Source organism: Micromonospora sp. DT48 (assembly GCF_049844495.1).
Classification (GTDB): domain Bacteria; phylum Actinomycetota; class Actinomycetes; order Mycobacteriales; family Micromonosporaceae; genus Micromonospora.
Genome location: NZ_JBNCLE010000007.1, coordinates 15,730 through 42,113, shown reverse-complemented (window position 1 = coordinate 42,113; position 26,384 = coordinate 15,730). Strand labels below are relative to the sequence as shown.

General features: G+C 71.0%; 21 protein-coding genes. 7 read left to right on the top strand and 14 right to left on the bottom strand.

The genetic code is table 11. The features are described from left to right. Positions 1-82: 82 nt before the first annotated feature. The 6 genes from ACLQ2S_RS08305 to ACLQ2S_RS08280 form a co-directional block, all read right to left on the bottom strand. A complete protein-coding gene (locus ACLQ2S_RS08305) occupies positions 83-964 on the bottom strand; it encodes a hypothetical protein (RefSeq protein ID WP_155216639.1) in 882 nt (293 codons plus the stop codon). 84 nt (positions 965-1,048) lie between these two features. Beyond that, the gene (locus tag ACLQ2S_RS08300; RefSeq protein ID WP_155216641.1) at positions 1,049-3,007 is read right to left on the bottom strand and encodes a copper resistance CopC family protein; all 1,959 of its coding nucleotides are present in this window, start codon (positions 3,005-3,007) and stop codon (positions 1,049-1,051) included. Between the two features lie 108 nt (positions 3,008-3,115). Next, positions 3,116-4,162, bottom strand: a complete 1,047-nt coding sequence (locus ACLQ2S_RS08295) for a hypothetical protein (RefSeq protein WP_425701450.1) — start codon at positions 4,160-4,162, stop codon at positions 3,116-3,118. Positions 4,163-4,253: 91 nt separating this feature from the next. Next, entirely contained in the window at positions 4,254-4,886 is a 633-nt protein-coding gene (locus tag ACLQ2S_RS08290; RefSeq protein WP_425701449.1) for a hypothetical protein, read from the bottom strand. Between the two features lie 36 nt (positions 4,887-4,922). Continuing rightward, positions 4,923-7,271: a family 43 glycosylhydrolase gene (locus ACLQ2S_RS08285; RefSeq protein WP_425701448.1), complete on the bottom strand. Its 2,349-nt coding sequence runs from the start codon at positions 7,269-7,271 to the stop codon at positions 4,923-4,925. Positions 7,272-7,414: 143 nt separating this feature from the next. Beyond that, positions 7,415-9,829: a family 43 glycosylhydrolase gene (locus tag ACLQ2S_RS08280; RefSeq protein WP_425701447.1), complete on the bottom strand. Its 2,415-nt coding sequence runs from the start codon at positions 9,827-9,829 to the stop codon at positions 7,415-7,417. A 239-nt stretch (positions 9,830-10,068) separates the two neighbouring features. Here ACLQ2S_RS08280 and ACLQ2S_RS08275 point away from each other — a divergent pair, with 239 nt between their 5' ends. The 4 genes from ACLQ2S_RS08275 to ACLQ2S_RS08260 are packed head-to-tail and all read left to right on the top strand — an operon-like array spanning position 10,069 to position 13,219. Further along, complete coding sequence (locus ACLQ2S_RS08275; RefSeq protein WP_425701446.1) at positions 10,069-10,491, top strand: TOBE domain-containing protein; 423 nt, start codon at positions 10,069-10,071, stop codon at positions 10,489-10,491. A 32-nt stretch (positions 10,492-10,523) separates the two neighbouring features. After that, complete coding sequence (gene modA, locus ACLQ2S_RS08270; protein ID WP_425701571.1) at positions 10,524-11,249, top strand: molybdate ABC transporter substrate-binding protein; 726 nt, start codon at positions 10,524-10,526, stop codon at positions 11,247-11,249. A 3-nt stretch (positions 11,250-11,252) separates the two neighbouring features. Beyond that, entirely contained in the window at positions 11,253-12,098 is an 846-nt protein-coding gene (locus ACLQ2S_RS08265; protein ID WP_425701445.1) for an ABC transporter permease, read from the top strand. After that, positions 12,095-13,219, top strand: a complete 1,125-nt coding sequence (locus ACLQ2S_RS08260) for an ABC transporter ATP-binding protein (RefSeq protein WP_425701444.1) — start codon at positions 12,095-12,097, stop codon at positions 13,217-13,219. The genes ACLQ2S_RS08265 and ACLQ2S_RS08260 overlap by 4 nt, the downstream gene beginning before the upstream one ends. A gap of 77 nt (positions 13,220-13,296) precedes the next feature. Here the strand turns inward: ACLQ2S_RS08260 and ACLQ2S_RS08255 are convergent, their stop codons facing one another. Beyond that, positions 13,297-17,508, bottom strand: a complete 4,212-nt coding sequence (locus ACLQ2S_RS08255; protein WP_196222503.1) for a HEAT repeat domain-containing protein — start codon at positions 17,506-17,508, stop codon at positions 13,297-13,299. Positions 17,509-17,719: 211 nt separating this feature from the next. On the opposite strand from ACLQ2S_RS08255, the gene ACLQ2S_RS08250 reads away from it, so the two are divergent. Continuing rightward, positions 17,720-18,748 (top strand): SCO2521 family protein, encoded by a 1,029-nt coding sequence (locus ACLQ2S_RS08250; RefSeq protein ID WP_155216655.1) that lies wholly within the window; start codon positions 17,720-17,722, stop codon positions 18,746-18,748. 12 nt (positions 18,749-18,760) lie between these two features. Here the strand turns inward: ACLQ2S_RS08250 and ACLQ2S_RS08245 are convergent, their stop codons facing one another. The 6 genes from ACLQ2S_RS08245 to ACLQ2S_RS08220 all read right to left on the bottom strand — a co-directional run bounded on the left by ACLQ2S_RS08245 (position 18,761) and on the right by ACLQ2S_RS08220 (position 25,243). Further along, positions 18,761-19,729, bottom strand: a complete 969-nt coding sequence (locus tag ACLQ2S_RS08245) for an SCO2522 family protein (RefSeq protein ID WP_196222504.1) — start codon at positions 19,727-19,729, stop codon at positions 18,761-18,763. Beyond that, positions 19,729-20,658 carry an SCO2523 family variant P-loop protein gene (locus ACLQ2S_RS08240; RefSeq protein WP_155216659.1) on the bottom strand — a complete coding sequence of 310 codons (930 nt, stop codon included), beginning with the start codon at positions 20,656-20,658 and terminating at the stop codon, positions 19,729-19,731. The genes ACLQ2S_RS08245 and ACLQ2S_RS08240 overlap by 1 nt, the downstream gene beginning before the upstream one ends. Continuing rightward, positions 20,659-22,500, bottom strand: coding sequence for an SCO2524 family protein (locus tag ACLQ2S_RS08235; RefSeq protein ID WP_155216661.1), 1,842 nt, complete (start codon positions 22,498-22,500; stop codon positions 20,659-20,661). 205 nt (positions 22,501-22,705) lie between these two features. Then, a complete protein-coding gene (locus ACLQ2S_RS08230; RefSeq protein ID WP_155216663.1) occupies positions 22,706-23,500 on the bottom strand; it encodes an SCO2525 family SAM-dependent methyltransferase in 795 nt (264 codons plus the stop codon). Between the two features lie 255 nt (positions 23,501-23,755). Beyond that, on the bottom strand, positions 23,756-24,346 hold the full coding sequence (locus tag ACLQ2S_RS08225) for a hypothetical protein (RefSeq protein WP_425701443.1): 591 nt from the start codon (positions 24,344-24,346) through the stop codon (positions 23,756-23,758). Between the two features lie 276 nt (positions 24,347-24,622). After that, positions 24,623-25,243, bottom strand: a complete 621-nt coding sequence (locus ACLQ2S_RS08220) for an L-threonylcarbamoyladenylate synthase (RefSeq protein WP_155216669.1) — start codon at positions 25,241-25,243, stop codon at positions 24,623-24,625. Between the two features lie 75 nt (positions 25,244-25,318). Here ACLQ2S_RS08220 and ACLQ2S_RS08215 point away from each other — a divergent pair, with 75 nt between their 5' ends. Next, a complete protein-coding gene (locus tag ACLQ2S_RS08215) occupies positions 25,319-25,717 on the top strand; it encodes a hypothetical protein (protein WP_155216671.1) in 399 nt (132 codons plus the stop codon). Positions 25,718-25,777: 60 nt separating this feature from the next. Here the strand turns inward: ACLQ2S_RS08215 and ACLQ2S_RS08210 are convergent, their stop codons facing one another. Continuing rightward, positions 25,778-26,077, bottom strand: a complete 300-nt coding sequence (locus ACLQ2S_RS08210; protein WP_155216673.1) for an amphi-Trp domain-containing protein — start codon at positions 26,075-26,077, stop codon at positions 25,778-25,780. 6 nt (positions 26,078-26,083) lie between these two features. Here ACLQ2S_RS08210 and ACLQ2S_RS08205 point away from each other — a divergent pair, with 6 nt between their 5' ends. Further along, positions 26,084-26,371: a hypothetical protein gene (locus ACLQ2S_RS08205; RefSeq protein ID WP_155216675.1), complete on the top strand. Its 288-nt coding sequence runs from the start codon at positions 26,084-26,086 to the stop codon at positions 26,369-26,371. Positions 26,372-26,384 lie beyond the last annotated feature (13 nt).

Sequence of the window (26,384 nt, the reverse complement as noted above, 5' to 3'; positions counted from 1 at the left end):
GCGGTTCCGCCATCGGCCCACCCGGGCGCCGGTGCACCGGGTCCGGGGCGGTCGGCTCATCGGCCGCCCCGGGACCGGCGTGTCAGCGGTTGGTGGTCAGGTCGCCGCAGTCGGTCTCGTCCGGCAGCAACGGACGCAGCGTCACCGTCCACCGCTTGCCGTCGGACACCCACGGCGTGGCCGTATTCGCCGATGCCGCGGCGGTGAGCACCTGCTGCGCCTCGTCACCGGTCGCCGTGACACAACCCAACCCCGTACCCTCGGCGAGGTCGGCACCGGGCAGCGCCGGACCGGGCCAGGTCACCTCGGGCTGCTCCCCGGCGTCGGCGTTGGCGGCCCAGGGCTCGGCCACGGCCGCGACGGCGCTCGGCGCGTACGGCTGCTGGTCCGCCTGCGCGGCGGCCAGCGGGCCGGACTCGGCGGTCAGCGACTCGGCGAACTCGCGCAGCTTGTCCCGGCCCGCCCGCTGGTCGGCGGAGAGGCCGGTCGTCACGTCGCCGGACTCGGCGAGGGCGTACACCTCGAACTCCTCGGCCCCGTTGTCACCGAGCACGGTGAAGCGGGTGGAGGGTGCGTCGGATATCGGGGGCCTGCCCAGGTCGGCCCCGCTGCCCACCCCTGCGGCACGGGCCGCCTTGAGCAGCTCGTCGACCTCCGTGGCGCTGATCCTGCCCACCTGGAGGTTGGGCAGCGCCGGTCCCGGAAAGATCAGGTTGACCGGGCCCTGGGTGATCACACGGCCGTCGCCGTAGACGCTGATCATGGGCAGCCGGGTGGCGAGCATGGCCGGCGTGACGAAGCCGCCGGTGTGATCCATCCGGAACACCACCGTATCGGCGGAGTAGGACCGTTCGGGCGAGTCCGCCTCTCCCGAACCGGCGCCACCGGCCTGCTGGGCGCAGGCCGCGGACGTCAGCAACAGCAAGGGGACGACCGCGAGCCGCCCGCTTCGACGAATCCTCATGCCGATCCGACGTTGGCCGTCGCCGATCGGTTGCATCCGAACAGCACCGGGACCGGTGCCCGGTCACGACGGTGGACGAGGAGGTCACGGCAGGTTGATCGTGAACGCGGCGGTGTGCACCGCTCCGTCGACCTGGAAGTCGAGGAACGCCCGGTAACGACCGGTGCTCGGCGCGGTCAGCCAGAACGCGATGCCGCCGTCGACCAGTTCCGGTTCCGGGTGGACGTGCAGGTAGCCCAGGTCGCCCTCGCGCACCACGACCAGATGGCCGTACGCGCCCAGGTAGCGCTCCAACCGCACCGGCTCGGTCACCCCGTCGCGGGCGACGCGGAAGGTCACCGGAACCATCATGCCGATGGTGGGCGTACCGGCCATGGACACCGTGTACGGACCGACGCTCGCCTGCGGCTGCGCCGGCGGCAGTCCGGCCGGTTGGTAGCTGCCCGGCACCTCGTGGTCGACGCCGAGCACCAGCGGCAGTTCCCGGCTGTCGCCGGTGGTGACGGTGAAGTCGGCGTAGATGCGGTAACCACCGGGCCGGGCGAGGGTCAGCGGCACGCTCCAGGTGCCGTCGGCCGCCATGGTCGGGTGCAGGTGCTGGTATCCGCCGAGGTCACGACCGACCACGATCAGGTGCAGCGGCTTGCCGTGCACCACCGCGAAGCCGGTCACCGGCTGCCCGTCGACGCCCACGATCCGGAATCGGTAGTCGGTGGTCGCGCCGGCCGGTTGGGAGCGCAGCACCGGCTTCAGGGTGTACCCGGCGACGCTGACCGTCGTACCGGTGGCCTGGTCCTGAGCGTCGCCCGGATGCGTGTGCGGGCCGGTTCCCGGCGCGTGCTGGTGCCCGTCGCCGACCGCCACCGCCGGTGCGGTGTCCCGACCGCCGTCTCCTGGCGCGGTGCCCGACGGCGCGGCGGTGGGGCTGTCGGCGGCACCGATCCGGCCGAGGGCGAAACCGGCCACCAGCGCCACCACGAGTCCACCGACCAGCAATGCGGTACGCGTGTCGCCCAGCTGGGGCCGTCGACGCGGGGTCGCGCCGTCCGGCGTCGTGGCGGGATCGTTCGTCGTCGCCGGGCGGTCCGCCACCCCGGTGGCCGACGCGGGGGCGGCAGCCGCCGGTCGCTGGACAGGTTCCACCGCCGGGGCCGTCCGGGTGCCGCGCCGGGCCGTGGCGGCCACCGTCCGGCGTTTGTCCCCGCCGGGGGCGGGGGTGCGGCGCTTCTTGGTCGCACTGGCGGGCGTGCCACGGGGTCGGGCGGCACCGGTGCGACGTGTCGCCTTGCGGTTGGGCTGGACGCGGGCCGGTTGGAGCCGCCACCAGAGGAGACCGGCGACGACGGCCACCGCCACGACGACCCAGCCCAGCAGACCGCCGTTGTCCGGGTCGTCCGAGATGGGCGCAGCGGCTTCGGCCGTCGGCTCCGGTGTCGCCGGGGTGACCGGCGACGGGTCGGCACTCGTGCCCGGCGCGGCCTGCGGCTCGGAGTTCCCGTGCTGCTCGGCCGCGGCGAGCAGGGCCGGATCCGGCTGGCCGGTGGGCGGTCGCCAGTTCGGCGGGGCGGCCGTCGGCTTCCCGGTGTACCGGAAGGTGACGGAGCCGCGCACCGGGTCACCGTCCGAGGCCACCGACAGGTAGCTCACCGTGTACCGCCCGGTCGCCGGCAGATGCGCGAGCGTCACCACCGCCGGGAATCCGGTCGTGTACTCGTGTGGCTCGAACACGCCGTCGACCAGGAAGTACTCCCGCACCGGGCGGTCCAACTCACGGGGTTCGCCATGCGTCCACCCGGTGTCGACCCGCCCACCGCCGGGTGCGGTGACGGTGAAGTACGCGTCGTCGCGGACCCGCTCGGTGAAGTAGAGCCGTACCGCCGTCAGGGGTTCGCCGACCTTCGCGCCATCGGCCGGGGTGGACATCGCCAGGGTGCCGTGCGCCGACGCGGGTGTGGCGGCCCCGAGGACGACGACACCGGCCGCGAGGACCAGGGCGAGCAGGGCGGCGGCCACACGGGCAGGGCCCCGGGGGTGATGACGCATCGAATCATCCTCGCGATGGCGAGGTATCACGCAATAGGTAGCCATCTTTTTGTTCAGATGGGAAAAGTTCTGGACGGGATGACCGTTTCCATCGTGGAGCGACATGGGTCAGTCGGCGGTGAGCACGGACGTACGCCCCTCCGCCCGGCCCTCGGCGCGGGCCTGGTCGAGCAGCCGGGCGAGGTGTCGGCGACGTCGGCGCGCGATGGTCAACCACCCCAGGACCAGCACGCCGACCAGTGCCGTGAGGACGAGGTGCGGCCAGGGCACCGTCCAGACGGTCACCGTGGCGGTGGTCGGGCGGAGCTGCGCGCCGGCCGGATCACCGGAGACGATCGCCGGGGTCACCTCGACGGTGGTGGTGAGCCGACCCAGTCCCCACACCCCGCCGACCCGGGCCACGACCTGACGGGCGTCGCCCGGCATCAGTTCCGGCACCTCGACGGTGCCGCTGCGACCTCCCCGGCCGACCGGTTCGCCCACCGTCGCGGTGCCGCCTCCGGTCACCGCGACGTTTCCGGTGTTCCGCGCGGTGAAGCTCAGCCGGACCGCACCGGCGGTGAACGGATTCCACGACCTGTCGTACCTGACGGTCAGGTCGTCGACCTCGATCGCAGCGGTGACCGTCCCGCTGGTCCGCAGCATGACCCGGAACCCGACCCGGCTCTGCACCGCCACCGTCCCACCGGTGCTGGTCACCGTCGCGGCGACACCAGCCGGATGGTCCCCCGGTGTCGCGTCCGGTGGCACGGTGATGGTGAACGGCACCACCTTCGTCTGTTTCGCGCCCACGGTCACCCGCTCGGGCAGCGTGATCCAGGTGCCGCCGTCCACGGACTCCTGGCCGGCGGTGAGCATGTTGAACCGCCCCTTGTCGGTCAGGTAACCGTCGGCGGCCTGCAACGTGAACACCACCGCCGAGTCACTGAAGTTGCGCACCGCCAGGTGCTCGGTCAGCACCGCACCCGGATCCAGGGTGTGCTCGATCCACCGACGGCCGTCCGGGCCGCGCCCGTCCGCCGGTTGCACCGCCCAGGTCACCGCCGCGCCGGTCGGCTCCGCCGAGGCGGCGACCGGAGCGACGACCGAGGTGATCGACACGATGGTCGACAACGCGACCAGCACGGCCCCCCGCCGTAGCAGAAGTCGGATCATCACAGTCCTTCGAGGTCGGCCGGGTACGAACCCGGGGGCCGCCACTCGACGGCCCCCGGACGGTGCGGCGGTCGGGCCGCCGCACCGGATGTCACTCGAACAGGGACAGGGTCAACGTGGAGGTGTACGAACCGGCCGCGACATCCGCCGGGGTACGCAGGAACAGGTCGGCGTCGACCGAGTACGCGTCCCCGGCCACCGTGCCCGAGGCGAACGTCGACACCAGTAGTTCCTGGTCGACCAGCCCCACGTTGTTGCCGGGTTGGGTCGGCTCGTCCAGCACGGTCACGACCTCCTCGCCCGCGCTGACCAGGCCGGTGTCACCGCCGTCGAGCAACCGTGGCTTCCAGCCCAGGTGCTCGGCGCCGATCGACGGCTGACCGGCGCTGCCGACGAAGTCGGTCGCGCTGCCCAACACCGCCCACGCCGCACCCTCGGGCGTCCCGTCCGCCGTACGCGTGTCCGTCACGGTGACCGTCGGCAACCCGCCCACGAACTGGCGTACCAGCAGGGTCGACCCGTCCTCGGTCAACGCCACCGAGTCACCGGCGATCGACAACGCCAGCACCCCCGGCTCCTGGACCTCCTCGATGTCGACGGTGACCTTCACCTCGCCGCTGTCGCCCGGCTCGGCCAGGGCCGGCGACGGCACCACCGCCGAACCGACCAGCAGGACACCCGCGGCCCCCGCCGCGACCAGCCGGTTGCGCTTCCTTCTGCTCATCCGTTGCTCCAAGTGGTGTGTGGTGGATGGACCGGGTCAGGCGCCGCAGGTGACGGCGGGGTGCTCGACGGTACGCACGGTCGTGCCAGCGCTTCCGGCGGCGGAGACGCGGACGCTCGCCGTCCCGGCCGACACCGCTGCCGTCCGCGTGTTGAACTGCTGGTACGCGTTGGCACCCGGTGCCACAGCGGTCACCGACCGCTGCCCGTACGCCGTCTCCAGGACCACGTCCACCGGCGTGTCGTGGTCGTTGCGCGCCTGCACCGCCACGTACGCGTTGCCGCCCACGCACCGCGCCTGGGCACTGACCGTCACCGGCAGTTCGGCACCGGCGGCGGCCTCGAAGGCCCACGTGTCGAGTTCGAAGAGGTCGACGCCCTCCGGCCCGGTGTAGGTGAAGTACACGTCGTGCACACCCGCGACACCGCTGAGTTCGGCGGTCAACTCCGTCCACTCACCCACCGGCGCGTCGACCGGGATCGTGGCGACCACCGGCGCGGTGACCTCGTCGAGGCGGACCTGGATCGCCCCGCCGCTCGCCAGCGGCCGTACCTTCGCCGTCACGCTGCGGGCTCCGTCACCGAAGTCCACCGACGACAGGGCGGTCCAGTCGCCGTTGTCGATGTCGCCGACCACCAGGTTCGGCGTACCGTCACCGAACTGGCTGGACCCGCCGTCGACCTTCCTGGTCGCGATGCCCTTGCTCCAGCCGAAGGTCTCCGCCTCGAACACCCGGTACGGGTCGAAGTCACGGACCTGGTCGACACCGGCGTAGGTGCCCACCACCTGCTGGATCGTGCCGTCCGGGTTGAAGGTCAGCTCCTGGATGTGCGGGCTGCGGTACCCCTGGGTGGTGTCGCCGTTGATCCGCTTGTTCAGCGTCGGGGCGTGGTACGTGAAGTAGTACCGGCCCTCGAACTCGAAGACCGACTGGTGGTTGTTGCCACCGGTGCCGGCGCCGAAGAACTGCGACTGGTTGGGGAACAACACGCCCGCGTAGGTCTCCTTCGGCCATTCCATCGGGTCGTCGGAGATGAGGTAGCCGATCTGACCACCTCCCGGGTAGCCGGGCAGCGGCGTCTGGTTGCCGCCGAAGTCGTTGCCACCGAAGTGCGAGGAGTACGACAGGTAGTACTTGCCGTCCCGCTCGAAGACGTGGGCCGCCTCGAAGGCAACGGGTGCGTCGACCACTGCCGCCGTACCCTCGGTCGACACCATGTCGTCACCGAGCCTGATCGCCCGCAGGTTCTTCGGGTTGTTGAAGCGCTCGGCCGGCGGCATGCTCGTCGACGCGGGACCACCACCGAAGTAGAGGTACGGCTCCCCGTCGGCGTCCACGAACGGCGCCGGATCGAACTTCCAGGCCACGTCCTCCGCGCCGGGAGTGCGGCCGTCGATCAGCGTGCTGGTGCGTTCGCTGCGCCACGGCCCGAGGGGCGAGTCGCCGGTGATCACGTTGCTGGAGCCGCCACCGTTGGCGTAGTAGAGGAAGAACTTCTCCTGCCCGTCGACCACCTTGCGGGCCATGCCGGGCGCCCACGAGTTGTTGGTGAACGGCGCCACCCCGTTCGGACCCGCCACCTGGATCTCGCCGTGGTCGGTCCAGTTCACCAGGTCGGTCGAGGAGATCACGGTGATCTGGTTGATGTCGCCGTAGTTGATGCCCGGGGAGACGCCGGTGGCCGGATCGGGCGCGTAGCCCTGGGTGTCGTTGGTCAGGTACAGGTAGACCCGACCGTCGTGCACGAAGCCGAAGCCGTCGGCACCGAACTTGTGCCCGATCAAGGGGTTGTGCTCACCGGGCAGCTTGCCGACGACCTCGATGGTCTTCGACGGTGGGGGCGGGGGTTCCGCACCGACCACCGACACGCTGTCCAGGGTGAAGTCCATCAGGTGCAGGTCCGGGTCCGTGGACGGCGTGCTCGTCCACGGCGTCTCGAAGAACAGCCGGGCCGTCGACACGCTCTGTCCGGCGGGGATGGTGAAGGTTCCGTCGAACTGCGCCCACTGTCCCTTGGTCGCCACCACGCTGACGAGGTTGGTGTAGTTCGCGGCACCGTAGTGCATCGTGGCGAAGAACTGCTTCGTCGCCGGCCCGTTCGGGTTGTCGTACTTGATCCGGGCCGTCAGGGCGTAGGTCTGTCCGGCCTGCACCCGGCCGCTGAGGTCCTGCATCGGGCCGGACCCGGTCGTGGTCCGGTCGGTGACGAGGACGGCGCTCGATCCCGAGTGGGCGTCGGACGTGAGCGACAGCGTGGCGCTGTCGGTCGCGTTGCCGTTGTTGACGAACCAGCCGGTGAGCCCGTCCTCGAATCCGCCGTTGACGATGAGTTCGGTGTCGTCGGCCTGGGCCGGCGACGCGGCGACTAGCCCCGTGGCCAGCATGAGCCCGACCGTGACGAGAGCGGCGGCCCGTCTCACGGGCGCCCTTCGCACGCGATGTGTCACTGACATCCTCCTTGATCACTGCGGTGGATCCGGGGGTTCGGTGCCGACCTCAGCCCCTGCCGGACGTCGGGACGGCCGGATCAGCAGGTGGCGGCCGGGTGGTTCGCGGTCCGCACGGTGGTCACCGCCCGACCGTCGACCGCTCCGCTCACCCGCACGGTCACGGTGCCGGCCGGCACCGCCGCCGACCGGGTGGTGAACTGCTGGTAGGCGTGGGCGCCTGGCGCGACCTCCGGCACCGACCGCCGGCCGTACGCGGTCTCCAGCACCATGTCGACCGGGGCGTCATGGTCGTTACGGGCCTGCACCGCCACGTACGCGCTGCCGCCGACGCAGCGTGCCTGCGCGCTGACCGTCACCGGCAGCTCGGCCCGGAGTACGCCGAGTCGGGCGAGCTGGTAGCTCAGTGCCCGCTCCGGTGCGTCGATCTGGTTCTGGGTGCCGAAGCCACGCTCCCGCGCCGCCTGCGCCTCGGCCAGCCGGGCGCGCATCGCGGCCCACGCGTCGGTCGGGTAGTCGGCCTCGTCCAGCGTGTCGGCGTACGCGATGGCGGCGTCGAGCCGGCTGGTGTCCAGAGGTCGGCCCTGCGCCGTCAACGTGTCGCTGAGCAGGAAGTGGTCGAAGTCGACGTGCCCGCCGGTCTGCTGGGTCGCGTAGTTGAACAGACCGACCCGGTGCCCCATGAAGTGGGCGAGGCTGCCGTCCAGCGTCTGCGGGCCGACCCGACTGCCCAGCTGCGACCAGCTGCGGCCGTCGAGGCTGTAGTGGAAGGTGGTCCAGAGCTGACCGGTCGGCGCGGCGAAGTCCAGGTCCGCCTTCAGGTGCACCTCGGTCGCCTCGCCGAGCGGCGCGGTGCTGCCCGGCAGGAACTCCTCCAGTGTCGCCTGGTCCAGGTCGACCGCGAACGGCTGCCCCCGGTTCACCACGCCGATGGTGTTGACGCCGCCGGTGCGCTTGACCGCGACGTAGGAGAAGCCCCGGTTGTAGGCGGCGAGTCCGGCGACGTCGCCGTCCTTCATCCCGGAGACGTCCAGCTTGGTCTCCACCGACTGCCGGGGCCCGAACGTACGCTGCGACAGGGTGTTGCGGGCCTCCTCGAACCAGGCGAGTTCGGCCCGGTTGGCGAGCTTGGTGTAGACGTAGTCGCCGGTGACCACCGTGCCGGTGGTCAGTCGCAGCCATCCGGTGCGGTCGGTCAGCGACCAGTACCGGTTGTCCGGGGCGTGGTTCCACTGCCACGCCAGGTCCAGCCGCGACCCGTTCGGCGCGATCTCCGCCTCGCCTCCCGGTGGCGGCGTCCACTGTTCGTCCAGGTAGGGCTTGTGCGGCGCGTCGTTGGCGAAGTCGTCCGAGGCCACGATGCTCTGCTGCCGGGCGAACAACTCCTCGGCGGGGCTGAGCCGGATCGGTTTGGCGAAGGTGCCGTCCACCGCCACCACCCCGTCGGCGCCGAAGGTCGGCCAGCCGTCGGACCAGGTGGCGGGGATGAGCGCCGGGATCCGGCCGACCGGGAAGGTGTCCCGGAAGAACATGCCGTACCAGTCGGTCGCCCCGCCGTCCCGCGCGATCGGGACCAGGCTGCCCTGCGCGAAGCCGTTGGAGTTGAGCACTCCCCGCGCCTCGTAGGTGTTCACCCCGCCGGGCGCGGTGTAGCGCCCGAGCAGTTCCCGGGAGCGGAACATGACGACCTGTCGGCCCTGGCCGGAGGGCCAGGTGATGATCACCGCGTAGTACCAGCCGTCGATGTGGTAGAACTGCGCGCCCTCGAACAGCCCGCCGATGAACGGCTGGCCGGCGTAGTCGTTCGCGGTGAAGATGTTCGGGTAGTCAGCGGTGATCGCGGTCAGGGTGGAGTTGAGCCGTACCGCGCTGGTCCCGCCGGAGCCGTGGAAGATGTACGGCGTACCGTCGACGTCGAAGAAGAGCGAGGGGTCGTGCAGGCCCCGGCCCAGCGCGGTGCGCTGCCACGCGCCGTTCTCGATGTCGTCGGTGCGGTAGATGTACGCGCCACCGAGGTTGTTTGTGTTGAACACGACGTAGAAGACGCCGTCGTGGTAGCGCAGCGACGAGGCCCACTGGCCCTGCCCGTACGAGTTCTGTCCGTTGCGCAACGAGAACGCGTCGCCGACGCTCGCCCGGTTGAACACGTAGTTGACGATCTCCCAGTTCACGAGATCGTAGGACTTCATGATCGGCGCACCCGGGCTGAGGTGCATCGTCGTGCTGATCATGTAGTAGACGTCGCGGCCCTCGGCGTTCTCGGCGGCCGGCACCCGCTCCACGCTGATGTCCGGCACGTCGGAGCGCAGCAACGGCACGCGGTAGGTGCCGTCGCCTCGATCGGTCGAGGTGTACGACGACGGTGGTGACCATTCCTCGGCGGCGTGTGCCACCGCGCCCGGCGAGATGGCGGCGGCGCAGAGGAGTACGCCGGTCACCACCAGGGGGATCCGTCGTGGTGAGCGTGGGGTGGGAGAGCCGTCAGGCACCTGCATGGCGGGGCTCCAGACGCGAGTGCTTCGGGAAGCCTCCATGCTGTTAGCGCTAACATCGATCGTCAAGACCTTGGCCGAGATCGATTTGAAATATCTGAGAAACAGGCACTCGGCACGCACCCCCGACGGACATGCCCCGTCCAGGTATCGCAGTTGCCGTCTGAATCCATGGATCAGCCCGCAGATCCTAGGCTTTCCCATCCGTCAGGCTTGCGGATGCATCCCGTAAGGTGTGCGCCGTGACGATGTTTCGCATGGGCGAGGCGGCAGACCTGCTCGGCGTCAGCCCGGACACGGTGCGCCGGTGGGTCGACGCCGGCAGGCTCGCCGCCACCCGCGACGACCAGGGACATCGGGTGGTCGACGGCGTCGACCTGGCTGCCTTCGTACGGGCACAGGCCGGCGACCCGGACGAACGGGCCGACGAGTCGTCGGCCCGTAACCGGCTGCGGGGCATCGTCACGGCCGTGGTCAAGGACGGCGTGATGGCCCAGGTGGACATCCAGGCCGGTCCGTTCCGGGTGGTGTCGCTGATGAGCCGCGAAGCCGTCGACGACCTGGGACTGGCAGTCGGCTCGGTGGCGATCGCGGTGATCAAGTCGACCACCGTCGTGGTGGAGCGGCCCACGTCCCATCCGGACACCAGAAGGAACGGCTCGTGACGGTACGCAGGCTAGCCCTCGCCGCCGTGGCGATGGCCGGGCTGGTCGGCTGCGGTGCAGGTCAGACCGTTCCGCAGGGCGACGCCGTGACCGGCGACGTCACGGTCTTCGCCGCCGCGTCGCTCACCGAGCCGTTCACCCGGATCGGCGAGGACTTCGAGGCGGCGAACCCCGGCGTCCGGGTCACGTACAGTTTCGCCGGCAGCTCCACCCTCGCGGCGCAGATCGACCAGGGCGCACCGGCGGACGTCTTCGCCGCGGCCTCGCCGGACACCATGACCACCGTCACCGACAGCCACGACCACGACCCGAAGGTCTTCGTCCGCAACCGACTCGTGATCGCGGTGCCCGACGGCAACCCGAACGGCGTGAGCGGTCTGGCCGACCTGGACCGGCCGGGGGTCAAGGTCGCGCTCTGCGCCGCACAGGTCCCCTGTGGCGCTGCGGCGGTGCGGGCCCTCGCCGCCGCCGGGGTGGACCTCACCCCGGTCACCCTGGAACGGGACGTGCGGGCGGCGCTGTCCAAGGTGCGCCTCGGTGAGGTCGACGCGGCGCTGGTCTACCGCACCGACGCGCAGGCCGTTGCCGCCGACGTCGACGGCATCGAGTTCCCCGAGTCGGCCAGCGCGATCAACGACTATCCGATCGTCGTGTTGGGCAACGCCCCCAACAAGCCGGCCGCCCGAGCGTTCGTCGACCACGTACTCTCCGACGCGGGTCAGGCCGTCCTCGCCGCCGCCGGATTCCAGGCCCCGTAGGCGATGTCCCGACGCGACGCCGTGGCGGCGCGAACCGACCGGTCGACGCCGCCACCACGACCCAGACACACCGGCCGGGTGCCGGTCGCGTTGCTGCTGCCCGCCGCCCTCGGCCTGCTCTTCCTGGTGCTCCCCCTGGTCGGGTTGCTGGTTCGGACGCCGTGGAGCACGCTGCCGCAACGACTCACCGAGCCGGGGGTGCTCACCGCGCTGCGGCTGTCCGTGCAGGCGGCCACCCTCGCCACCCTGCTGTCGCTCGTCCTCGGGGTGCCCCTGGCCTGGCTGCTGGCCCGCGTCGAGTTCCCCGGACGCCGCCTGGTGCGTGCCCTGGTCACCGTGCCGCTGGTGTTGCCGCCGGTGGTCGGCGGGGTGGCGCTGCTGCTCGTCTTCGGCCGGCGGGGCATCCTCGGCAGCTGGCTCGACAGCACCTTCGGGGTCAGCCTGCCGTTCACCACGGCCGGTGTCGTGCTCGCCGAGGCCTTCGTCGCGATGCCGTTCCTGGTGGTCGCCGTCGAGGGCGCGCTGCGCGGCGCGGACGTCCGGTACGAGGAGGCCGCCGCCACCCTCGGCGCCGGCCGTTGGACCACCTTCACCCGGGTGACGCTTCCGCTGGTCGCGCCGGGCGTCGCCGCCGGCGCGGTGCTGTGCTGGGCCCGGGCGCTCGGCGAGTTCGGCGCCACCATCACCTTCGCCGGCAACTTCCCCGGCCGTACCCAGACCATGCCCCTCGCGGTGTACCTCGCCCTCGAAACCGACCTGGAGGCGGCGATCGTGCTCAGTCTCGTCCTGCTCACCGTCTCGGTGGCGATTCTGGCCAGTCTCCGCGACCGCTGGCTCGGCAGCCGGTGACCGCCGAGACGGGCAAGCCCGCTGCCGTACCGGCATCCGGCGACGCGGTGCTCGACGCCCGCCTGGTCGTGGACCGGGGGGCCTTCCGACTCGACCTGCCGCTGACCATCGGCCCCGGAGAGGTCGTCGCCCTCCTCGGGCCCAACGGTGCCGGCAAGACCACCGCGCTGCGTGCCCTCGCCGGCCTGCTCCCCCTCACCGCCGGACATCTCCGTCTCGCCGGACGTCACCTGGACCACCCCGACCGCCGGGTCTGGATCCCGGCCGAGCAGCGCGGCATCGGTGTCGTCTTCCAGGACTACCTGCTCTTTCCCCACCTCAACGCGCTGGACAACGTCGCGTTCGGACCGCGGCGCCAGGGGCTGAGCCGACACCGAGCGCGACAGCGGGCGGCACGGTGGCTGACCCGGGTCGGCCTCGCCGAACACGCCCGCCGCAAGCCCCGACAGCTCTCCGGTGGGCAGGCCCAACGCGTGGCCCTGGCCCGTGCCCTCGCCGTCGCACCGGCACTGCTGCTGCTCGACGAGCCGCTCGCCGCCCTCGACGCCCGCACCCGGCTCGACACCCGCGCCCAACTTCAGCACCACCTCGGCGGGCACACCGGTGCCACGCTGCTGGTCACCCACGACCCGATCGACGCCGTCGTGCTCGCGGACCGGCTCGTCGTCATCGAGGACGGCCACCTGGTGCAGGAAGGCGACGTCGCGACCGTGATCGACCAGCCGCGCACCGACTTCGTCGCCCGCCTGGTCGGCCTCAACCTCCACCGGGGGCACGCCGACGGGCACCGGGTCCGGGTCACCGACGGGTTCCACCTCGTCGTCGGCGACCGGCACACCGGTGACGTCTTCGTCGCCTTCACGCCGTCGACGGTGGCGCTGCATCCCCGTCGTCCCGACGGCGGTACGCACAACACCTGGCCGGCCACCGTCACCGGCATCCAACGCCACGGCGACCACCTACGGGTCCAGCTCGCCGGCCCGGTCGCCGTGACCGCCGACATCACTCCGGCCGCCGCCGCGCGGCTGACCCCGAGACCCGGGCAGACACTCTGGGCCACCGTGGACGCCGCCGGGACACGGGTCTACCCGGCCACGCCGACACCCCGGGCCGAAGCCTGAGCCGGTCACCCGGGCCGAAGCCCGAGCCGGTCGGGGCGACCAGGGCGAGCAGACCGGGGTGCCGGTCGGGCTGTCGGTCAGGGGAAGTCGTCCGGGCCGGTGCCGGGCAGCGTCGCCAACAACTGCCCGGCGAGGCCCCGCACGGTGGGATCGGGCTGCCCGGCCAACCGGACGAGTATCGGCCGGGTCCGGGTGTCCTCGCCGTAGTGGCGGGCGAGCGCGAGCAGGGCGGTACGACGGATCTCCCAGTCCTCGTCGTCCACCAACCGCATCAACAGCTCCCGCACCCCGGTCCGGTCCGCCAGGTTGGCCGCGAGCTGCTCGGTGGCCCGGCGACGCACCTCCAGCGCCGGATCGTCGCGTACCAGCCCCACCAGCAGCACCCGGACCTCCGGGTCGTCGCCGAAATGCTCGCCGAGCGCGGCGGCGATGCGGGCCCGGATCGCCGGATCCCGATCGGCCAGCCGACGCATCAACCGCAACGTCACGGCCATCGCGGTCTCACCCCGCTCGATCAGGCAGCACACCGCCGCGTCGAACGCCGCCGGATCGGTGTCCGAGCCGATGCACTCCAACAGCACGTCGGTGACCACGTCCGCGCCGCCGTACGCGCTGAGGGTCTCCACGGCGGCCAGCCGGATGCCCGCGTAGCTGTCCCGGCGGGCCCGCCGCGACAACGTCTCCACCAGCGCGTCGGTGCCACCGTCGCGGGCCAACGCCTGTGCGGCGACGCGCAGCACGTTCGGGTCGGGATCCCGGCGGACCTGCTCGGCGAGACACTCCGCCACGGCCGGGTCGAGCGGATCACCGAGGCGGGCCAGGCTTCGGGTGACGCGGAGCCGGACGATCGGATCGCGTTCCCGGGCGGCCCGGCTGATGAGCAGTTCGCGGGCGGCGTGCCCGAGCGGCGGTCGACCGGTGAGCAGGTCGACGGCGGCGAGCCGGACACCGGCGGTGGGATCCTGGCGGGCACGTTCGAGCAGCAGTTCCCCGGTGCGGTGGTCCGGGTACGCCTCGGCGAGCGCCCGGACCGCGGCGAGCCGCACCGTCGCGTCGTCGTCCGTGCGCGCCGCCTGGGCAGCCACCACCCAGCCGCTGTCGTCCACCCGGTAGCGGTCGGTCAGCGCCGTCACCGCCGCCGCTCGCACCGAGGCGTCCTCGTCCTGCTCGATCCGGTCCACCAGCCGGTCCCGGCACCTGCCGTCCGGGTCGTTGACCAGCACCAGTCGTTGCACCGCGACCGCGCGCACCCGCGCCGAGGCATCCGAACCGGCCAGTTTCAGCAACAGCTCGGTGCCGTCCGTGCCGCCCTGGCCGGGGAGCAGTTCGCACACCAGGCAGCGCCGCACCTCGTCCTGGGAGTCACCGGCGATCCGCGACAGGGCCCGCCCACGAGCCGCCTCACTGTGTCCGGGAAGGGTGAGCAGGCACCGCAACGCGGCCTGCACGACACCGGGATCGGTGTCGGTGGCCAGCCGGCGGTGCAGCGTCTCGGTGACGTCGGGCAGGTTCGGGCAGCGGGTGGCGAGCACCGTCACCGCGGCCCGCCGCACGCCGGTGTCGCGGTCCTCCGTGGCGCGCGTCAGCAGCGCTCGGACGTCATCGGTCAACTCGGGCCGCCCGTTGAGGGACTGCATCGCCAGGGCGCGGACCGCCGCGTCGGGGGATTCGGCCAGGTCGCGCAGCACCTCGACCAGGTCGCCGCCGGTGCCGAAGTTGGCGACCAGGGCGCGCACCGCGGCCTGCCGCACCGCTGTCGATCCTTCCGCCCGCGCCTGGGCGAGCAGCAGTTCCTGGCAGTGTCGTCGGCTGCGGCCGGTGGTGTCCAACCGCCTGGCGGCCTCGGCCAGGCCGGCGACCAGCGCGATCCGCGCCTGCCGCTCGTGGCCCTGCCCGAGTTCCCGGACCAGCACCTCCTCCAGCTGCTCGTCGGCGGTGGACAGCGCGGCAGCCGCGCGGGTGGCGAAGGTCGAACCGGAGCGCCAACTGGTGCGCACCCCCCGGCGGCGGTACCAGTGCAGGAAGACGGCCCGGCCGGGCCACTGCGGTCCGAGTGCCCGGATCGAGGAGAGCAGCTCCTGCTCGGTGACCTCGACGAGGTTCGGGTCGTCGGCGGACATGCCGTGCTCGACCAGCAGCACCACCTGGCGCAGCACCGCCTCACCGGCACCGGCCAGCCCCGCCGGCTGCGGCGCGTCCGCCACACACTGTGCGGCCAGCACCAGGTTCCACGGTGGGCTGGGCAGGTTCAGCGGTGGCCAGGGCCGGTTGACCTCGGTGGCCAGCAGGGTGACCAGATCGTTGGCGACCTCGGCGGGTAGGGCGCTGGCGACCAGCCGCAGCACCTCCCGCCAGGACGGATCCGCCCAGTGCTCGCGGAACAGCGCACGCAGTTGGTCGATCCCCCAGCTGTCCGAGTCGGGATCAAACCTGTCCACGATCTCCTCGGCACAGAAGTACTCCAGAAACGTACGATGCACGAACCCGAACAGCCGCAGCCCGTACCGTTCCAGGATGAAGCTGCGCTGGCGTAGTTTGTCGATCATCGAGTACGCCATGGCGTGCGCGCGTTCGTTCTCGAAACCGTAGAACTCCACCAGGTGGTCACGGAAGATGCGCGACAGTTCATCTGCCTCGATGTAATTGCCGGCCGGCCCCGACTCCCGGCACTGCATCCAGAACGCCAGGTGACGCAGCAGTCGCAGCTTCGCCTGCGGATCCAGCGGCGGCACGTCGCCGTGGCTCTCCCGCAGTTGCTTGGTCACGTCCCATTCCGAGATCAGCACGTCCGTGACGTGCGCGTAGAGCCACCGACGGTTTCTGGGCAGCGGGCGGTCCCGGCCGACGATCGCCATGAGCATCAGCAGCAACGGGTTACCGGCGATCTCGTGCATCGCCCGCGACTGCCGCACCACGTCGAGGATCTGCCGCCGCTGCCGGTCCGCCTCGACCGACGGGGTCGGCATCACGTACTCGTACCAGTTGCCGAGGAACCGGGCGATCCGCTCGTCGTCGAGATCCTCCAGCGTGAAGTGGTCGAAACCGGCGTTGGCGAAGGTGTGTCGCAGATAGCCGGCCGCCCGCGAGGTGACCACCGTACGCACCCCGGGGTACTCGTTGGCGAAGGTGGCGATCTGGGCGGCCGTCTCCTCGCGTTGCGCCGAGTCGAAGACCTCGTCCAGGCCGTCGAAGAGGAACAGCGCCTGGCCGCCCTGCCGCAGGTACGCCTCCAGCACCTCCCGATCGAGCCCGGCCAGGCCCTGCTGGTGCCGGTGACCGACGTAGTCCAGCAGACCGTCGCACCGGCCGTCACCACTATGCGCCGCGTAGGACCGCAACTCGATCAGGACCGGCAGGTGACCGTCCAGCGCCGCCAGGCGCGGCTCCTCGCAGACCCCGGCCAACGCGAGGGCGAGGTACCGAGCGGCCGCCGACTTGCCGGAGCCGGGATCGCCGAGCAGCACGATGGCCCGCCGGGCCGGGTCGCAGACCACGTCGAACAGTGCCGACGCCTGCTTGGCGGCGTACTCCTCCCAGAGCCGTTCCACGTCCCTCGGGTCCACCACACCGGGCAGCGCGCCGCCGTCACCGTCCGGCCCTGATCCCGCCCAGCGCCACCAGGCCAGCGGCATCTCCGGGCGGGCGTCCTCGTGCACCCTCGGCTCTACGAACACGTTGGACAGACCGACGGTGAGGTAGCCGATGGTGGGTCGTGGCGCCACCGCGTCCAGCGGCACCGCCTGGTAGCGCAGCCGGAGCTGCTTGTGGTACTGGCTGCGGACCGCTTCCGGCAGGTGCGTGTCGGGGTCGCCGGGCTCACGCGCCGGTGACCGACCGCTGCGCATGTCGGCCAACGCCACGGTGACCTTCGCGGACAGGTCGTCCACGCTGGAGAAAAAGGCGCAGAGGTGGCGCTCCTTCAGCTCGTTGCGCAGGGCCACGACCTGTTGCCAGTCGTCGTCACGGTCGATCATGTCCACCGGCCAGGGCGTGTCCTCGGCGAGCAGGAAGATCAGGCACGGCTTGCCGGCCGCGAGCGCGGCACGATACTCCAGCTCCGTGATGGACGATTCCTGGCCGGGCGGCCGGTAGCCGTAGCGCCAGGCGAAAAGACCCACATACAGATCACACCGGCGCACATCGGCCAAACAGCGTTCCAGCGGCGGGCGGACGTCGGCCCCGTACGCCTCCATGGCGACGTCTTCGATCTCCAGGCGACGTGCCACCGCGTGCACGGCCGCACGATATTCCAGCAGGTCCTTTTGGGTGGCTGAAATGTAGACCTTCATCGACGGCAAACTCCAGGGGTGGCTGGCGACCGCATTCCTAAAAATAACAGCCGTTGTCACATCCATACGCCCCGTGATCCCCGCACCCCGCGCGCATATCGGCTTTCCCACACCGGATGGGCCTATGATGACCGCGGGACGGATTCGGTCCGGTCACCGGCCGAAGGCCCATGCCTGCCGGTGTCCCCCGTGGTGCCGATGCGGAGGAACCATGCTCACGGTGGGCGAGGTGCACACCAGCCTGCTGCAGCACAGCACGGCGCTGGCACAGGACCAGAGCGCCGAGGTGCTCAGCCTGGTCGAGGGCGAAGCCGTGTTGACCTCGCGACGCCCGTCGCTGTACGCGGTGTCGCCCGACGTGCGTACCGGTGTCGACTGCTGGTTACCGAGCGCGAAGAACCGCCAACTGCGCGCGGTGGGCGCGGTGGTGACCCGGGCGGTCATCACCGGCGGCCGGATCGTGCAGGCATCCTCCATCATCCAGGTCGTCGCCGGGGAGCGCCGCCGGCCGTGGTCGCACTACCTGGCCAACCCGGGAGTGCTGGAGACGGTCGGCAAACTGGACGTCGACGATCTGACGAACGGTTTCCTGCACGGCAACGCCGCCGACGTGCTGAACCTGGACGCGATCACCGGCCGGGTGCTCGACAGTGTGCAGATGTCCGACCTGCTGGACCGCCGCCCTCCACTGCGGGCGGCCCGTACCCGGCTGCGGTGGACCGCACGGGTGCACGAGCAGCCGGGCGAGAACGCCACCGCCGACGTCGCGGTGGACTCCCCGACGCTGCGCACCGTACGCCTCACGGTCAGCCCGCAGGACGTGCCGGCGGCGGTCGCCGGCCTCTGCGAGGACCTAGCCCTGCACGACTGGCTGCTCACCATGCTGTCGGCGCTGGTCGAGGCCGCGGTGACCCGCGCCGGCTCCACCCAGGAGCACATCGAACGGCTGCGGCCGGTGTTGGAGCACCTGCTGCACCTGTGGCTTCCGGGGGCCCGGGTCGACCCGCGGCTGCGCCCGATCTGGGACCAGTTGGAGCAGGTGCCCGGGTTCAGCCGGCAGTGGCAGTCGTCGGTCAACTGGATCCGTGACCAGATCACCGTCGGCAACATGGCCATCCTGCGTGACCTGGCCGGTCGGGCGGCGGTCAGCCAGCCGTGCGGGCACACCACGATGGGCGAGCCGCTCTCCACCGCCGGCAGCCGCCGGGGCGGCCGTGGGGCACAGACGCCACACGGGTGACCGGCGACCGCCTCACTCCCCGATGAACACGTAGCTCAACCGGTCGACCAGTTCGTCGGGGAGTTCCAGGCCCTCACTGCTGGCCCGTTTGGCGACCTGGCGCGCAACCGCCGGTGGCACCGCCACCTGCCCGAGGATGGTCCGCACGGCCAACTCGACCGGAAGGTAGCGGGTGTCCATCAGCGTCACGGTGCGGTACCCGCAGAACGGCGTGGCGTCCGGGTTCAACTGGACGATCGCCGGCAGGCGGTCCCAGTCGGTCGGCAGCGGCTCGTCGGGCGGCAGCCGGTACGGCTGGGTGATCGTCTGCCCCCGGTGCCGCAGCACGCCCAGCCGGGTCATCTGCCACACCGAGGCGAGCAGCGCACAGGCCCACACCCGGCGACCCGGCTCATCGGACCACAGTTCGATGTCGACGAAGATGGAGTGCTGCGCGTCGCCCGACTGCAACGGCGGCGACCAGGGCACGGGCATTGTCATCGCGGGCGCGTCCGCGTGCCCCGGCGTACGCTTGCCGTTGGACAGCCAGCCCGACTCACTCAGCGGCGGGCGACTCCCCGTGGTGTGCCGGGGCGGCTCGACGACCAGGGTGTCCACCACCAGCCGGGCCAGTTCGACGTCGTCGTAGCGGGCGAAGCTCGACTCGCGGGCCACGTAGTCGAGCACCAGCCCGTGCTCCGCGGCGGCCTGCTGCACCTGCGGGATCACCTCACGCGGGGTGGCGAACCGGTGGAAGTAGTCGTCGACCAGGAAACACGTGCTGATCCTGGGCTGTCGGTGCGGGCGCAGCCCACGGCGTGCCAGCGCCGGGATCGCCTGCGCCCAGTCGGCGATCCGGGCGAACTTGCGCCGAAGGTCGCGGCACCCGTCGCCGAAGTCCTCGGCGTAGACGTGCCCCAACTCCACCGACAGATGCGAGTACGGCACGCTCTCCGTACGACGCACCGCGGCTGCCTCCTGGAACCTGACATCCACGCTCATCACACGGTCTCCCATGCGGTCTCGTCGAAGAGCCGCTCGGTCAGCTCCACGAAGGCATCCACGGTCCTGGCATTTGCGATCTTGGCCTGCACGTCGTTGTCCGAGATCAGCTGCTCGCGCCACTGCAGCAGCGGGTCCAACGGCACCGCACCGAGCAGCGTGGTCCGGCCGGTCCCCCGCCTACGGGCGAGTTCCGCCAGTTCCGCGTCACACCTACGCAGGAACGCCTGCTGCGCCAGATCGAGATGGCCCACCTCAGGGCCGCGTGAATCGATCACCGCGGTCCGTACGAACCGCAGTGACTCCCGTAGCCGGTCCGGCTCGTGGCCGTACTCCTTGCCCATGGCCAGGATCCCGCCGGACTCGAAGGCGAGGTCCGCCGCCGCCATCACGTGCTGCGGCGTCCAGCGGTGGAACACCAGCCACCGCACGGTCACCTTGCGCAGCGTCCGGTTGGCGGTGGCCGCCAACGCGATCTGGCTGGCGTACGACCGGCCGGCGCTCAGATCCACCAGGGTCAGGTCGAACTCCTCCTCCAGTCGGAGGAACAGCTCGGCGCAGCGGCGGCCGATGTCGTCGGTGAAGCCGAACTCGCTGCCGTTGCGCTGGCCGGGCAGCAGCACCAGCGAGCCCGAGCCGGTCGGCCGCTGGCGCAGGCTGACCCGTTCCGAGGTGCCCCACACGTCCAGCTGTTCCGGTGACGGGATCTCACCCCGCAGGTAGCGGTGGAGGCCGCCGCCGTTCGGGCCGGCGCCCTCGATGCCGTTGGTCGCCTGGGGGATCTGGAACGTGATCCCGGCCGTCGGCGAGCCGAAGTCGTAGTCCAGGTAGCAGGTGGAGCGGCCGGAGAGCGCACTGCGGTAGGCGATGTTCGCCGCGGTCACCGAGCGCCCGGTGCCACCCTTGTGCGACGTGACGAAGACCAGCATTCAGATCCCCTCGCTGGCCTTCTGTTGGCCGGTGGTGATGTCGTTGAGCTGGAGCAGCAGGGTGCTCGCCAGCGCCGCGGCCGTGCCCGGCTGGTTGTCCACCAGTGACTGGGCGCGGCGCAGCGTCGCCCGGATGCTGCGCATACTGCGCTGCATCGCCTCACCGGCGAAGGTGCCGCTCATCAACTCACGGTCGAACACGTACTCGGCCTCGTCGATGAGGTCCTGGGCGAACGCGGAGAGGTTCAGGGCGCGGGGGAACGGACGTTCCCAGAGCAGTTGACCGGCGTTGACCAGGGCCTGCACGACCCGCTCGCTCAGGTACCAGGAGGGCGCCTCGGGCAGTGGCGCCAGCCCGGGGAACGCGCCTCCGGCGTGATCCCACAGCCCCTGGTGCCGGCCTTCCGGAATGCGCCGCCGCAGGAGGTGTTCCCACACCTCGTCCGCGAGCTCGAGCATCTCGCTGCGCCGCCGGGCATTGTTCAGCAGACCGGCGAGGGTGGTGGCCCGCTGGAGCAACACGGTGGAGAACTCGTTGACGTTCCACGTCATGATCGGCTTCGACGAGGCGTCGTTGAGGGTCACCTGTTTTCCCGGGGCGTGCACGACCAACGCGGCTTCGTTGGGCGTGGCGCGTCGGGTGATCCGGCCGCGCTGGGCCAACTCCACCAGCACGTTGCCGATCCGTCCGAACTCCTCGTCGCCGCCGCGCCCGCTGGCGACCAGACCCTTCACCGCCAGCGAGGTGGCCTGCAAGGTGTAGTAGTCGGTCCGGTCGCCGTCGGTGGTACGCCAGGGAATGTCCTCGATCGGCCACCGGCGTCGGTTGCCGAACGTCGCCACCGTCGCCCAGTAGCGCCGGGTCAGCTCCCAGCGCAGTTGCAGGATCCGGAACAGTCGTTGCTGTTCCTCGTTGAGCAGGCCGAGCAGACGGGTCCGTTCGGAGTTAAGGTCGTCGATGGCGTCCACCGCGATGACGGTGAAGTAGAGGTAGGGGGCGTTCTCCGCCGAGCCCTCGCGTTGCGGGCCGATCGGCTCGGTCGTCGCGACCTCCTCGGCGCCGGCGATGGTCCCCCACGACCAGCCGCACTCGAAAAGCATCTCGCTGTTGTCCAGGTCCTCGGTGACCTGACCGGATCCGACCACGACGTTACGCAGGCTCGCCATGGTGTCCCGCAGCTCGGAGCGCAGTGCGGCCACCACCTCCCGGCGCGGTAACTCGTCCTGGTTGACCATGTCGCACAGCCGGATGCCGAACTCGTCGGTGGCCGCGAAGACCGAGGTACTGAAGCTGCGGAGCAGACCGACCATGGCCGCGGTCAGCCGAAGACTGGCCATCTGTTCCAGCTTGTCCAGCTGGGCGCGCAGGTCGGCCCGCTTGGTGGAGGGGCGGTAGATCTTGACGAAACCGATGGTGGCCAGGGTCAGCGTGACCGACACCGCGAAGGAGTCGACCACGTCCATGTTGCGCTGTTCCTCGGTGAGGTCCGGACCGCCCGCGACCGGGCTGAGATAGGTGCCGCCACCGAAGGTCGGCGAGCCGTTCTCGTCGGTGTAGCGGACGAAGTAATCGGTCATGATCCTGACCAGCCGCCGGGGAATCTCTATCGCCCCGCCGATCGCGCCGAGGGCGTCGATGACCTCCTCATCGATGCGGTCCGGATCGTCGAGTGCGAGCACCGGGATCTTGGTCGCCGGCAGCAGCAACGTCAGCAGTTGCTCGGCGTCGCTGATGGAATTGGACCCGCTGCGGCCACCCCACTCCCAATCGCCGTTGCGTATGCAGCTACGGACCGTGGCCCGCCAGATATCGAGAATCTCCTGGCGCGGCTGCATCCGCATGATCCACCACCGTCTGCTGTAGTCGTCGAAACGGAGCTGCTGATGTTGCCTGGCTCATGGCGATCCATGATGACCCGCACCCGTCATCGTATCCCTGTCGGAGCGTGACCTGAACGCCCGTGCGTACCGATCTTCCGGAGAAACCGGACGACCCAACCGTCCTGCTGAGAGCGCTGTGGGGATACGGCGGGGACAATGTGGGAGGTCAGCCGCGACTACGTCCGGTCACCAGCAACATGCCCAGGTATCCGTCCCGTAGCGCCGGCGTCGGCCGAACCTCGTGCATGTTCACGTCGTACGCTCCGGCGGCGATGCTCGCCACCACCTCCGCGCGCTGTAGTCGCACGGCCGGGAACCAGGACTGCCCCACGCGGTAGCCGTTCGAGCCGAGCATGAACGCCGCGGCGAACGGCGAACCGGGCTGTAGCGCGCCCAGGAACCGGCCGATGGCGTGCTCCGCCTCGGCCCGGTCGGCCGAGATCGAACAGGCCACGAAGAACATGGTGCCCGCGCCCCAGGCCCTCCTGGGCAGGTCGAAGACGCTCAGTTGCAGCACCCGACCCACCCTGGCCAGGTGACCACGGGGATCGGCCAGCGCGGCGTACGCGGCGTGTTCGGCACACACCTGCCAGTACGCGTCCCAGCACTCGTCATAGCCGCTGATCTGGTGCCGCAACCAGTGCACATTAGCCGTGGAATATTCGCAGAGTTCCACGCTGCGGGCGAATGGCAGAAGGGACAGCGCCGGGTAGAGGTTCGCCCCCGATCCCACATCGACACAGTGCACGTCGGCAATCGCAGCCTCCGCGAAAAAGTCTCTTATCCGACAGAGAATCTCGCGATCATCGTCCCGCAGGACGGAGTAGTTGTGCTGGAGGTAGGCACGCGGGTCGAAGCCGTCCCACTCCACCTCGGAATTGACAGTTCGCGGGGCCTCAACTCGTGACGGCGGGGTCGACGGCCCGCTACAACCTGCACCAGCCGCCGGAATCAATGCCATGGAGGTGCCTCCATTGGAGTTGGCAGATCACTTTGGTCGTTGCCCCGACGCGCTCAGCCCGTTGCCCATTATGCATCGGATGCGATACCGATTCGCAAGTGTCGAGGTCGAGGTAAGCGCGATCCCCGGACCGCGACGGCTGCCATCGAGTTGCCTGATCGGCATTGACCGCCGTCGCCATGCGGCGGCGGTCATCCCCGGCGGCGAGTACCGCGAGCCCGGGTGCGGACGGGCGGTCGGAACCGGTGAGGAGGGTCAGCCGCCGGTGCCCTCGGCCGAGCCGTCCGGCCCGAGCGCGCCCTCCACGTCGCCCACGTCGAGGTGCACGTGCTGGTGGCCGTGTCCGGCGTCGACGTTGATCTGGTCGAGCTGGGTCGCGGCGACCGACCACGTGCTGGCGGCGAGAGTCGCCTGCCGCGCCGCCAGCGTCATCAGTTCGGTACGCCCGGCGGGCGGACCGGCCAGCGCGAGAGCGACCGAGTCGACCGCGACGGCCGCCTGGTCGACGGCACCGCGCAGGCCGCCACGGGCCACGTTGGTGGCGGTCATACCCGACGGCGGGTCGGCGAACTGAGCGGCCAGTTGCCGCATGGTCTGCTGCCAGGCGTCGACCTGCGCCCGGTCGGGCACCCGCCCCGCCTCGGCGTCCTGCCGGAGGCCTCGGACGATCGGCGCGAGCTGCTCGCCCGTCCGGTGGGCCAACTCGGTCAGCTCGACGATCTGCCGGGCGTCCCGCTCGGCGTCGGCTTGACGCAGTTGCGCCACGCTCGCCTCGATCGGGTCGGGCCGACCGAGGGCGTACCCGACCACGCCGCCGAGCAGCGCCGCCACCAGGACCGCCGCCACGGCAGCCACCATCGGTGCCCTCGCCCGGTTCCGTTGGGCTGGCGGGGCGAGCAGATAGGAGGGCTTTCCGGTTCGGCGGGACATGGCACCCCTCGCATCGACGGCTGTTGCCAGGGAGCGTAGCCCTTACCATCAGCGACGTCGATGGTTTCAGAGCTTCGTACCGAACTTTCGTCGGAGGCAGCGAAAGCGGTCGTCACGCGTCGACCGGCGCGCCCAGCCGGGCGAGCGCGACACGGGCCCGGGACTGTTCCTCGGGTCGGTCGATCGGAGGGGTCAGGCGAACCGGGACGGGTCACCGGCGCCCACCCGGACGATCTCCGGCCCACCGTCGGAGAAGTCGACCACGGTGGTCGGTTCGGTGCCGCAGTCGCCCGCGTCGACCACCGCGTCGACGGCGTGGTCGAGGCGCTCCTTGATCTCCCAGCCCTGGGTCATCGGCTCCTCGTCGTCGGGCAGCAGCAGGGTGCTCGACAGCAGCGGCTCGCCGAGCGCGTCGAGCAACGCGCGGGTGACCGGATGGGCGGGTATGCGTACCCCGACGGTCTTCTTGCGGGGGTGCCACAGCCGTCGGGGCACCTCCTTGGTGGCGGGCAGGATGAAGGTGTAGCGGCCCGGGGTGGCCGCCTTCACCGCCCGGAACACCGCGTTGTCCAGGTGCACGAACTGCCCGAGCTGGGCGAAGTCGCGGCACATCAGCGTGAAGTGGTGGCCGCTGTCGAGGTCGCGGATCGCCCGGATCCGGTCCATCCCGTCCTTGTCGCCCAACTGGCTGCCCAGGGCGAAGCAGGAATCCGTGGGGTACGCGATCAACCCGCCCGCACGGACGATGTCGACCACCTGGCCGATGATGCGCGGCTGCGGGTTGTCCGGGTGCACGTCGAAGTACCTCGCCATGGGCGAAGCTTAGAGTGCTGTCGCGTTGCCGACAGTGGCACACCCCGCGAGATGTCGACGCTCATCGTTGTCTCTATGGTCGTACGCGCATCCGGCGGCGGCTACGGGGACATGCTCCGACCCCCGACGACGCCGACCCCGGTACGGGCCACCGTGCTCGCCTTCGCCCTACTGTCACTGCTGTTCGCCCTCGCGACGGTGCACCGGCTGCTGAGCTCGACCGGTTCGCTGGGCGCCGTCGCCTTCTTCGCCGTGATGACCGCCGCGTGCACGCTGGTCGCGATCAGTCTGGCCGCCCGCCGCCGCTGGGCGCCCTATCCGGCGTACGCCCTGGCGGGTCTGCTGGCCGCCGCCTCGCTGGGCCTCTTCGGCGCGATCACGATCGTCGGTCTGGGCCTGCTGGCCGGGGTGGTCCTGGCCCTCAACAGCCGGGTCTCCCGGGACTGGTTCCGTGGGCACGGCCGGTTGCGCTGACCCGGATCAGCCTCGACATCCGGGTAGCGGGCCCGACCCGATGCGGGCCCGCGTGCCTCGTCAATCGCCGGTCGAGCCAGCCGTCTCGTCTGCCCCGTCGGCCCCGGCCGCCGCGGCCGTGACCGGCTCGGCCTTGACCGGCTCGGCCTTCGGGTTCACCCAGGAGAACTCGATCTCGATCGAGAACTCGTCGGCGCCCTCCTGCTCGATCTCCAGTTCGCAGCGCACCTCATCGGCGACGGTGATCGCCCCGGCGGCGCCGTAGAAGACCTGCCCGCTCTCCAGCTGGCTCGCCACCTGACGCAGCCACGCGGCCAGGTCCGTCCGGGACACCGTCCGCTCGTCCTCGTAGATATCCATGCGGCCATGCTGGCATCCCCCGCCCGGCCCGGTCCGCACGGGGCCTGCTCGACGCCGCCGGTCGATGTCGGCAGAATCTGGCGTGCGTACGCCCACGAGGGCGAGCGGAATCTGCCGCCGCGCACCCGCCCGCACGGCGAGGTGGTGGTGTGGGTGCGGCGAGGCGAGGAGGGTCAGCATCTGGTGGACACCGTCACCTCCGCCCTGACCACCGGCCGTGCGGACGGGCTCCGGATGGCCTGCGCGGCGGCCATCGTCGGGCAGCTGGACCGGGCGCACCGGTGCGCCCCGTGACCGCCGCCTCGTG

Bases quoted from the DNA above. Each gene is read 5' to 3' on its own strand.
- ACLQ2S_RS08305 (WP_155216639.1), bottom strand. From the start codon at position 964: ATGAGGATTCGTCGAAGCGGGCGGCTCGCGGTCGTCCCCTTGCTGTTG.
- ACLQ2S_RS08300 (WP_155216641.1), bottom strand. From the start codon at position 3,007: ATGCGTCATCACCCCCGGGGCCCTGCCCGTGTGGCCGCCGCCCTGCTC.
- ACLQ2S_RS08295 (WP_425701450.1), bottom strand. From the start codon at position 4,162: ATGATCCGACTTCTGCTACGGCGGGGGGCCGTGCTGGTCGCGTTGTCG.
- ACLQ2S_RS08290 (WP_425701449.1), bottom strand. From the start codon at position 4,886: ATGAGCAGAAGGAAGCGCAACCGGCTGGTCGCGGCGGGGGCCGCGGGT.
- ACLQ2S_RS08285 (WP_425701448.1), bottom strand. From the start codon at position 7,271: ATGCTGGCCACGGGGCTAGTCGCCGCGTCGCCGGCCCAGGCCGACGAC.
- ACLQ2S_RS08280 (WP_425701447.1), bottom strand. From the start codon at position 9,829: ATGCAGGTGCCTGACGGCTCTCCCACCCCACGCTCACCACGACGGATC.
- modA (WP_425701571.1), top strand. From the start codon at position 10,524: ATGGCCGGGCTGGTCGGCTGCGGTGCAGGTCAGACCGTTCCGCAGGGC.
- ACLQ2S_RS08265 (WP_425701445.1), top strand. From the start codon at position 11,253: ATGTCCCGACGCGACGCCGTGGCGGCGCGAACCGACCGGTCGACGCCG.
- ACLQ2S_RS08255 (WP_196222503.1), bottom strand. From the start codon at position 17,508: ATGAAGGTCTACATTTCAGCCACCCAAAAGGACCTGCTGGAATATCGT.
- ACLQ2S_RS08250 (WP_155216655.1), top strand. From the start codon at position 17,720: ATGCTCACGGTGGGCGAGGTGCACACCAGCCTGCTGCAGCACAGCACG.
- ACLQ2S_RS08245 (WP_196222504.1), bottom strand. From the start codon at position 19,729: ATGAGCGTGGATGTCAGGTTCCAGGAGGCAGCCGCGGTGCGTCGTACG.
- ACLQ2S_RS08240 (WP_155216659.1), bottom strand. From the start codon at position 20,658: ATGCTGGTCTTCGTCACGTCGCACAAGGGTGGCACCGGGCGCTCGGTG.
- ACLQ2S_RS08235 (WP_155216661.1), bottom strand. From the start codon at position 22,500: ATGCGGATGCAGCCGCGCCAGGAGATTCTCGATATCTGGCGGGCCACG.
- ACLQ2S_RS08230 (WP_155216663.1), bottom strand. From the start codon at position 23,500: ATGGCATTGATTCCGGCGGCTGGTGCAGGTTGTAGCGGGCCGTCGACC.
- ACLQ2S_RS08220 (WP_155216669.1), bottom strand. From the start codon at position 25,243: ATGGCGAGGTACTTCGACGTGCACCCGGACAACCCGCAGCCGCGCATC.
- ACLQ2S_RS08215 (WP_155216671.1), top strand. From the start codon at position 25,319: ATGGTCGTACGCGCATCCGGCGGCGGCTACGGGGACATGCTCCGACCC.
- ACLQ2S_RS08210 (WP_155216673.1), bottom strand. From the start codon at position 26,077: ATGGATATCTACGAGGACGAGCGGACGGTGTCCCGGACGGACCTGGCC.
- ACLQ2S_RS08205 (WP_155216675.1), top strand. From the start codon at position 26,084: ATGCTGGCATCCCCCGCCCGGCCCGGTCCGCACGGGGCCTGCTCGACG.